Origin of the sequence: Protofrankia sp. CiP1_Cm_nod1, from assembly GCF_920888515.1 — a bacterium.
Lineage (GTDB): Bacteria > Actinomycetota > Actinomycetes > Frankiales > Frankiaceae > Protofrankia.
Map to the genome: position 1 here is coordinate 1 of NZ_CAKKTM010000114.1, position 8,558 is coordinate 8,558.

Genomic DNA, 8,558 nt, shown 5'->3' on the forward strand with positions numbered 1-8,558 from the left:
AGGCCACCGTGGCCTCCCGCAGCGAGGACCTCCTCGGTGATCTCGATCTGCTGGTGTGCGCGGCCGGCCTCGGCTCGGCCGGCCCGTTCGACCAGCTTTCCCATGAGGCCCTTGCCGAGCTTGTGGCGGTCAATGTGCTCTCGCCGATGGCGCTCGTCCGCGCGGTGCTCCCGGCCATGCTCGACCGTGGGCACGGGCGCATCCTGTTGGTCGGCAGCGTCGCCGGAGCGTTGGGGGTGCGTGGTGAGGTCGCCTATTCGGCAACCAAGGCCGCGCTGGTCGGGTTCGCCAATGCGCTGCGCTCTGAGGTCTCCGGCCGTGGCGTAACGGTCACCCTGTGTTTCCCGGGGGTCGTCGACACGGCCTTCTTCCGTCGTCGTGGAGCGCCCTACGTACGCAGGTGGCCACGCCTGCAACCGGCTCGCCTTGTCGCCGAGCGCATGCTGCTCGCGACCGGGCGGGGCCAGGCCGAGATCTGGGTGCCGCGCTGGTTGTCGCTTGCCGCCCGTGTCCACGGGACGGCGCCAGCGCTCTACCGGCGGCTGGCGGGAGTCTTCGGCTAGAAGCGCTCGGGACGACGGGGAGGCCGGCCCGGACCGCGGGTGATGCATCGCGCGACGGAGGAGACGGACGCCGTGCCCGGCCGCGGCGTGGCCGGCGGTAGGGGAGGACTCCCATGGCACGTCCCGCGGCATGGCGGTGTCCCTCATGGATGTGAGGGTCCGCACAGTACCCGGACAGGCGGTAACGGGGTCATATCGGTTGGATCGGGGAATCATGTGGGGCACACGCCGAAAAAGGGCGTGCCGCATATCGGATGGCCGGCCGGATGCGGTGCGGCCATGGTTTTTCGAGCCCGGGGTCCCGGGAGCCGGCCCGGAAGGCCCCCGGGCCCCCGGGCCGCCGGAGGGCCGAAGGCGGCGCCGTGCCTGTCGCGCGTCGCCGGAGGCCCGCACAGCCTCCGGGGCACCAGGGGGAACCGTGAGGGTGAAGGCTGCATGATCATTACTGCTCCGTGCGGCCGGAGGCTCAGGAATTTGCAGAGCAGACCTGCTCAGGCGCGCCGCCGGACCGTTCCCGCGGCGCGTGTCAGGCCCAACCGCTGACGAGGGGGAGGCGCATGACCACAAGTGACGCAAAGGTCGGCTCGCCGCCAGGCGGGCCGACGGGCGGGCGGGCGGGAACCGGGCGGGTGGGAGCTCCTGCTGCGCCGCTGCCCGGGAACGCCCTCACGTCCTCACCCCAGGATGTGCTGCGGGCGGCTTCCGCCGAGAACTTCCCGGTGTCTCCGCTGATCCTGCCGGCCCGGCAGCGGCAGCACCTGTTCGCGATCTACGGATTCGCCCGTCTCGTCGACGACATCGGTGACGAGGCGGCCGGCGACCGGCTCGCGCTGCTCGACGCGCTGGAAGACGATCTTGAGAAGATCTGGGGCGGGACGCCGACACTCCCGGTCATCCAGGCGCTGGCGCCGACCGTCCGGGAATGCGGCCTGGCGCCGGAGCCGTTCCGCCGGCTCGTCGCGGCCAACCGGCAGGACCAGCTGGTCACCCGCTACGACACCTTCGACGACCTGCTGCGTTACTGCACCCTGTCCGCCGACCCGGTGGGGCACATGGTGCTCGGTGTCTTCGGCGTCAGCACCCCTGACCGGGTCGAGCTGTCGAACCGGGTCTGCACGGCGCTGCAGATCGTCGAGCATGTACAGGACGTGGCCGAGGACTATGCCGCCGGCCGGATCTACCTGCCCCGGGAGGACCTCGACAGCTTCGGGGTACGTGAGCGGGACCTCGCGCACCCCAGCGCCGGCCCGGCGGTACGGGAGCTGATCGCCTTCCAGGTGCTGCGCGCCCGCCGGATCCTCGACGAGGGCACACCGCTGGTGGGCCTCGTCGAGGGCCGGCTGCGGCTGGTCCTGGCCGGGTTCGTCGGCGGTGGCCGCGCGGCGCTGGACGCGGTCGAGCGGGCCGGGTGCGACGTCCTCGGCGGCGCCCCGACCGCGCCGAAGCCGCGGATCGCCCGCTACGCCCTGACGGTGGCGCTGGCCTCGCTCACCCCGTCCGCCAGGCGGGCGGCCCGCTCGGCGCGTGTCGCGCTGCCGCCGCTGGTCACCGGCGGCGGGATCATCAACAGGCCCGCCGCGGGTGGAGGTGGCGAATGATCTACGACGGTCGTTTCCGGTCGCCGACGGTAGAGGAAGCGTACGCGTCCTGTGAGGCGTTGACCCGCGAGGCCGCGCGCAACTTCGCCTACGGCATCCGGCTGCTGCCGGTCGACAAACGGGCGGCGCTGTCCGCGGTGTACGCCTTCGCCCGCCGGCTCGACGACATCGGCGATGGCGACCTGCCCCTCGAGGAGAAGGCCACCCGCCTGGCCGTGGCCCGGGCGGACATCACAGGGCTCGGCGCGGCCGGCTCCGACCCGGTTCTGATAGCTCTGGATGACGCCTGCCGGCGGTTCCCCATCCCGCTGGACGCCTTCTGCGAACTGATCGACGGTGTCGAGATGGATCTGCGTGGGGTCACCTACGAGTCCTTCGACGACCTTGTCGAGTACTGCCGACGGGTGGCCGGCACGATCGGGCGCCTGTCACTGGGGATCTTCGGCACGCAGGCGGCGCGCGCGGACGCGGGAGCCGCCACGGTCGCCGACGAGCTCGGGATCGCCCTGCAACAGACCAACATTCTCCGAGACGTCCGGGAGGACCTGATTACCGGCCGGATCTATCTGCCCCGGGCCGAACTGGAAAAGGCCGGGATCACCCTTGCCCTCGGCCCGGACGGCCGGCTCGGCGGTCCCGAGGACGCACTCGTCGATTACCTCCGGGAGTGCGCGCAGCGGGCCGACGAATGGTACGGGCGCGGTCTGAAACTGCTGACCATGCTCGACCGGCGCAGCGCCGCCTGCTGCGGGGCGATGGCCGGGATCTACCTGCGGCTCAACCGCCGGATCAGGACCGACCCCACCCCCGTCCTGCAGCAACGGCTGTCGCTGCCGGGCTGGGAGAAGGCGGTGGTGGCCGCGCGCAGCCTGGCCGGGCGCCCGGAGGTGTCGGCCGCATGAGCGTGGGCACCGGGACGCCGTCGGACGCGGCACCGTCACAGCGGACGCGGGCTGTCACGGCATCACCCGCCGCGGCACAGCCTGCCGTGACGCTTGCCGTCGGGCCGCCGCCGGCGCCGGGCGGCCACCGGATGGTCGTCGTCGGTGGCGGGCTCGCCGGCCTGTCGGCCGCGCTGACCGCCGCGGACATCGGCGCGGACGTGACCGTGCTGGAGGCGCGGCCGCGGCTGGGCGGCGCCACCGCCTCGTTCGCCAGGGACGGGCTGTGGGTCGACACCGGCCAGCACGTCTTCATGCGCTGCTGCACCGCCTACCGTGGGTTCCTCCGCCGGCTCGGCGTCGAGCACCTGACCACCCTCCAGCCGCGGCTGGACGTCCCGGTGCTGCTCGCCGGCTCCGGTACGAACGCCCGGCTGCGGCGTACCCGCATCCCCTGGCCGGCGCCGCTGCACCTGACCCCGGCGCTGCTGGGATACCGCGCGTTCCCGCTCGGCCAGCGGCTGCGGGCCGCGCTCGCCGCCTACCGGCTGGGCCGGCTCGACCCGAGCCGGCCCGAGGTGGACGGTGTCTCGTTCGGCAGCTGGCTGGCCCGCCGGGGCCAGTCACCGGCCACGATCGAGGCGCTGTGGGAGCTGCTGACCGTCGCCACCCTCAACGCCCCCGCGGACGCGGCCTCCCTCGGGCTCGCCGCCAAGGTCGTGCGCACCGGCCTGCTGGAGCGGGCCGACGCCGGGGACATCGGCTGGGCGGAGGTGCCCCTCCAGCGGCTGCACGGGGAGGCGGCGGCCTCGGAGCTCGCCGACGTCGGCGCGGACGTGCGGACCGGCGTGAAGGTCCGTACGATCGACCGGACAGCCACCGGGTGGCGGGTGGTCACCGACAGCGGCACGCTCGACGCCGACTCGGTGGTGCTCGCCGTGCCACCGCCGGCGGCGGCCGCCCTGCTGCCCGAGGGCGCGGTGGCGGATCCGGAACGGTTCGTCGACCTCGGCTCGTCACCGATCGTCAACGTCCATATGATCTACGACCGGCCGGTGCTGGCGGGGCCCTTCCTGGCCGTGGTGGGCTCCCCCGTCCAGTGGGTCTTCGACCGGACGGCCTCCAGCGGGATCGCCGAGTCGGTGGCCGATCACCCCGAGCGCGCGGGCGCGCAGTACCTGGCGATCTCCCTGTCGGCCGCGGACGACTGGATCGACCGGCCCGCCGGTGAGATCCGTGACATCTTCGTCGAGGAGATGCGTCGGCTACTGCCCGCCGCGCGGGACGCCGAGGCGGTCGAGGTGTTCGTCACCCGGGAACGCACCGCGACGTTCCGGCAGGCCCCCGGTACCCGGGCGCTGCGCCCCGGCCCGGCCACCGGACTGCCCGGCCTCGCGCTGGCCGGCGCGTGGACCGATACGGACTGGCCCGCGACCATGGAGGGCGCGGTGCGCAGCGGGCTGGCCGCGGCGAAGGTGGCGCTCGGCGGCTGGCGCCCCAGGCCACCGTCACCCGGCCCGGCCCGCCGGTTGCTGCCCGTGGTCGTGACATCCGGTGGTGCTCCTGCACAGCTGGGAGGATGCGGGTCGTCGCCGGTCAGCCCGTGTAAAACATCACAATCGTCCCGGACGCCGGAGACCAAGGTCCCTGGCGAGAGACCGTCGTCTTCTAGCCCACCGGGATCATCGGCTCCCAGGCCGACGGGCGCACCGAGCGCCCCGCCGCTGCCGGCGGCATCCCCACAGCCGAGTCCACCGTCGACCCCACCGACTCCGCCCAGTTCGCCCGCTTCGCCGGCTCCGCCCGCCTCGCCGGTGCCGCCCAGCTCGTCGGCACCGCCGGCCCTGCCCAGCGAGCAGGCTCTGCCCACCGAGCAGGCTCTGCCCACCGAGCAGGCTCTGCCCACCGAGCAGGCTCCGCTACCCACGCCGACGTCGGCGCCGACATCCGCGGCGGCCTCGACCGCGGCTCCAGGCGCGACTCCGAACGCGACATCGATATCGACAGCGTCACCGACAGGGGGATTCCCGGCATGACCACGTTGGTTCCCGAAGCGATCGAGCGGGGCCGGACTCTGGCAGTGCCGGCGCTACGCGCCGCTGTCGACCGGCTCCATCCCCGGCTGCGCCGGGTGGTCGCCTACCACCGCGGCTGGACCGACGCGGAGGGCACGCCGCTGCCGGGCGGCGGCGGAAAGCTGGTACGCCCGGCACTGGCACTGCTGTCCGCGGAGGCGGCCGGCGCCGCGGCCGAGACCGGGCTGCCCGGCGCGGTCGCGGTCGAACTCGTCCACGACTTCTCCCTGCTGCACGACGACCTCATGGACGGCGACACCGAGCGCCGCCACCGGCCCACCGCCTGGACCGTCTTCGGCGCGGACGGCGCGATCCTCGCCGGTGACGCCCTGCTGGGGCTGGCGACCCAGGTGCTGCTGGAGGTCGAGGGGGAGCCGGGCCGCCGCGCTGCGATCATGCTCGGCGCGGGTGTCCAGGACCTTGTCCGCGGCCAGGCCGAGGACCTGTACTTCGAGACCCGCAACGACGTCACCGTCGCCGACACCCTGACGATGGAGGACGGCAAGACCGGCGCGCTGCTGTCCTGCTCGGCCGCGATCGGCGCGGTGCTCGCGGGCGGGCGGGCGGAGCTCGTCGACGGCCTCGCCGAGTTCGGCTCCCGGCTGGGGACGGCCTTCCAGCTCGTGGACGACCTGCTCGGCATCTGGGGCGACCCGGCGGTGACCGGCAAGCCCGTGCTGTCGGACCTGCGCTCGCGCAAGAAGTCCGTCCCGGTCGTGGTGGCGCTGGAGGCCGGTGGCACCGACGCCGACGAGCTGCGTGCCTTCCTGGAGTCCTCGGGGGAGGCGTCCGAAAGCGAGCTGCACCACATCGCGGGGCTGGTGGAACGCGCCGGCGGGCGGGAGTGGACCACGGCCGAGGCCGACCGCCAGCTGGACGCGTGCGCCAAGCTGCTCGCGTCGCTGTCCCTGCCGCCGCTGGTGGAGACGGAACTGTTTGCCCTGGCCCGCTTCGTCACCGAGCGGGACCGGTGACGAAGCCGTGACACCGCTGTTCGTACCGCACCTGGATCCACATGTGGACGGGAGCTGCCGATGAGTTCGACCACCGACTACGAAGTCTCCCGCGAAACCTTTTCCGACACGGTGGCGGCAGCCGCCGTCCGGGCCCGTGACCACCTGCTGGGGCTGCAGTCCGACCAGGGCTGGTGGAAGGGCGAGCTTGAGACCAACGTCACCATGGATGCCGAGGACCTCATGCTCCGGCGGTTCCTCGGCATCCTCACCCCGCAGGAGGCCGAGGAGACCGCCCGCTGGATCCGCTCGCAGCAGAGCGCGAGCGGCACCTGGGCGACCTTCTACGGTGGCCCGCCCGACCTGAACACCACCTTCGAGGCGTACGTGGCGCTGCGCCTGGCCGGCGACAGCCCGGACGCGCCGCACATGCAGGCCGCGGCCGAGTTCGTCCGGGCGAACGGCGGCATCGCCCGCACCCGGGTCTTCACCCGGATCTGGATGGCGCTGTTCGGCGAATGGTCCTGGGACGACCTGCCGGTGATGCCGCCCGAGCTGGTGCTGCTGCCGTCGTGGTTCCCGCTCAACCCGTACGACTTCGCCTGCTGGGCCCGGCAGTCGGTCGTGCCGCTGACGATCGTCGGGACGTTGCGGCCGAAACGCTCCCTCGGCTTCAGGATCGACGAGCTCAGGGTCGGCCTTCCCCCGAAGCCGCTGGCGCCGCTGCGGTCCTGGCCGGGTGCGTTCGAGCGCCTGGACCGGCTGCTGCACCGCTACGAGCGCCGCCCGCTGAAGCTGATCCGCCGGCATGCGATGCGCCGGGCCGCCGAATGGATAGTCGCCCGCCAGGAGGCCGACGGCTGCTGGGGCGGTATCCAGCCGCCCTGGGTGTATTCGATCATGGCGTTGACCCTGCTGGGCTACCCCATGAATCATCCGGTGATCGTGGCCGGCCTGCGGGGGCTGGAGCGCTTCACCATCCGCGAGCGGACGCCTGCCGGGATGGTCCGCCGGCTGGAGGCCTGCCAGTCCCCGGTGTGGGACACCGCGCTCGCCGTCGTCGCCCTGCGTGACGCCGGTCTGGCCGCCGACCACCCGGCCATGGTGCGCGCCGCCCGGTGGCTCGCGGACGAGGAGGTCACCGTGGCCGGTGACTGGGCGGTGAAACGCCCGGCGCTGGCGCCCGGCGGGTGGGCCTTCGAGTTCGACAACGACCTGTACCCGGACGTCGACGACACCGCCGAGGTGGTGCTCGCCATCCAGCGCATCCTCGACCCGGGGCATGGGCGGGACGCGGCCGGCCCGCCGCACGCTCCGAGCGGGTTCGAGGCGGCCGAGCCCGAGCTCGCGGACCGGCTGCGGGCCGCGGGGCGCCGCGGGGTCGACTGGACCATCGGGATGCGCTCCGCGGGTGGGGCGTGGGGGGCCTTCGACGCGGACAACACCCGGACGCTCCCCACGAAGCTGCCCTTCTGCGACTTCGGTGAGGTGATCGACCCGCCGTCCGCCGACGTCACCGCGCATATCGTGGAGATGCTCGCCGAGGTCGGCCAGGCCGACAGCCCGGTCACCGAACGTGCGGTCCAGTGGCTGCTGGACAACCAGGAGCCGGGCGGGTCGTGGTTCGGCCGTTGGGGGGTCAACCACATCTACGGCACCGGCGCGGTCGTCCCGGCCCTGATCGTCGCCGGCGTCCCGGCCGACCATCCGTCGGTCGTCCGGGCGGTCCGCTGGCTGGTCGAGCACCAGAGACCCGACGGCGCGTGGGGCGAGGACCTGCGCTCCTACACCGACGACGCGTGGATCGGCCAGGGCGAGGCGACCGCGTCGCAGACGGCGTGGGCGCTGCTGGCGCTGCTCGCCGCCGACCCGGCGTCCCCGGCCGTCGAGCGCGGGGTGCGCTGGCTGGTCGACACGCAGCGTCCGGACGGGACATGGGACGAGCCGTACTACACCGGCACCGGCTTCCCCGGTGACTTTTCGATCAACTACCATCTGTATCGGCTGGTCTTCCCACTGACCGCGCTCGGCCGGTACCTGAGTGGCAGGTCCGCGTCATGACCTTCTCGGCACCGGAGACATCCAGGACGCCGGTTCCCGCCGAAGCCCCCACGGCGCCGACGCGGGCATCCGCGGGACCGGCCACACCGGTACCGGCACCCACGGCGCCGGCGGTACCAGCACCGTCCGGGCCGGCGGTACCAGCACCGTCCGGGCCGGCACATGTGCCCGCGCCAGCCTCACCGGCACACCCGCCGGCAGCCGTACCGACGGCGGCGTCAGGTCCGCCGGCGGCACCGGCCGCGCCTTCCGTACGGAAATCGCTGCCTTTGGTAGTGACACCGTCGGTGGCGACGTCGTCGGTGGTGGCGGCAGACATGCCGGCGCAGGCCCCGGCGGTACCGGCATCCGGAGGCCTCCCGGCCGGGCGGGCCGGGGCCGGGACGCTCGGTGCGCCCGCGCCGGGCCGTCCGTCCCTCCCGCGGCG

General features: G+C 73.5%; 6 protein-coding genes and 1 pseudogene. All 7 read left to right on the top strand.

From position 1 onward, the window contains the following. A partial coding sequence (locus NBX02_RS05630) for an SDR family NAD(P)-dependent oxidoreductase (protein ID WP_250290295.1) occupies positions 1-563 on the top strand: 563 nt, incomplete at its 5' end. 557 nt (positions 564-1,120) lie between these two features. Beyond that, positions 1,121-2,161, top strand: coding sequence for a squalene synthase HpnC (gene hpnC, locus NBX02_RS05635; RefSeq protein ID WP_250286106.1), 1,041 nt, complete (start codon positions 1,121-1,123; stop codon positions 2,159-2,161). After that, positions 2,158-3,063 (top strand): presqualene diphosphate synthase HpnD, encoded by a 906-nt coding sequence (gene hpnD, locus NBX02_RS05640; RefSeq protein WP_250286107.1) that lies wholly within the window; start codon positions 2,158-2,160, stop codon positions 3,061-3,063. The genes hpnC and hpnD overlap by 4 nt, the downstream gene beginning before the upstream one ends. Positions 3,064-3,194: 131 nt before the next feature. Continuing rightward, complete coding sequence (hpnE, locus tag NBX02_RS05645; RefSeq protein WP_445548280.1) at positions 3,195-5,078, top strand: hydroxysqualene dehydroxylase HpnE; 1,884 nt, start codon at positions 3,195-3,197, stop codon at positions 5,076-5,078. Further along, positions 5,075-6,091, top strand: a complete 1,017-nt coding sequence (locus tag NBX02_RS05650) for a polyprenyl synthetase family protein (protein ID WP_250290297.1) — start codon at positions 5,075-5,077, stop codon at positions 6,089-6,091. Before hpnE ends, NBX02_RS05650 begins: the two co-directional genes overlap by 4 nt. Before the next feature lie 60 nt (positions 6,092-6,151). Continuing rightward, complete coding sequence (locus NBX02_RS05655; RefSeq protein WP_250286109.1) at positions 6,152-8,131, top strand: terpene cyclase/mutase family protein; 1,980 nt, start codon at positions 6,152-6,154, stop codon at positions 8,129-8,131. Then, positions 8,112-8,558 (top strand): annotated as a pseudogene (locus NBX02_RS05660) (hypothetical protein); the annotation flags it as partial. The gene NBX02_RS05655 and the pseudogene NBX02_RS05660, both read left to right, overlap by 20 nt.

Coding starts and splice junctions, on each gene's coding strand:
- hpnC (WP_250286106.1), top strand. CDS start 1,121: ATGACCACAAGTGACGCAAAGGTCGGCTCGCCGCCAGGCGGGCCGACG.
- hpnD (WP_250286107.1), top strand. CDS start 2,158: ATGATCTACGACGGTCGTTTCCGGTCGCCGACGGTAGAGGAAGCGTAC.
- hpnE (WP_445548280.1), top strand. CDS start 3,195: ATGGTCGTCGTCGGTGGCGGGCTCGCCGGCCTGTCGGCCGCGCTGACC.
- NBX02_RS05650 (WP_250290297.1), top strand. CDS start 5,075: ATGACCACGTTGGTTCCCGAAGCGATCGAGCGGGGCCGGACTCTGGCA.
- NBX02_RS05655 (WP_250286109.1), top strand. CDS start 6,152: ATGAGTTCGACCACCGACTACGAAGTCTCCCGCGAAACCTTTTCCGAC.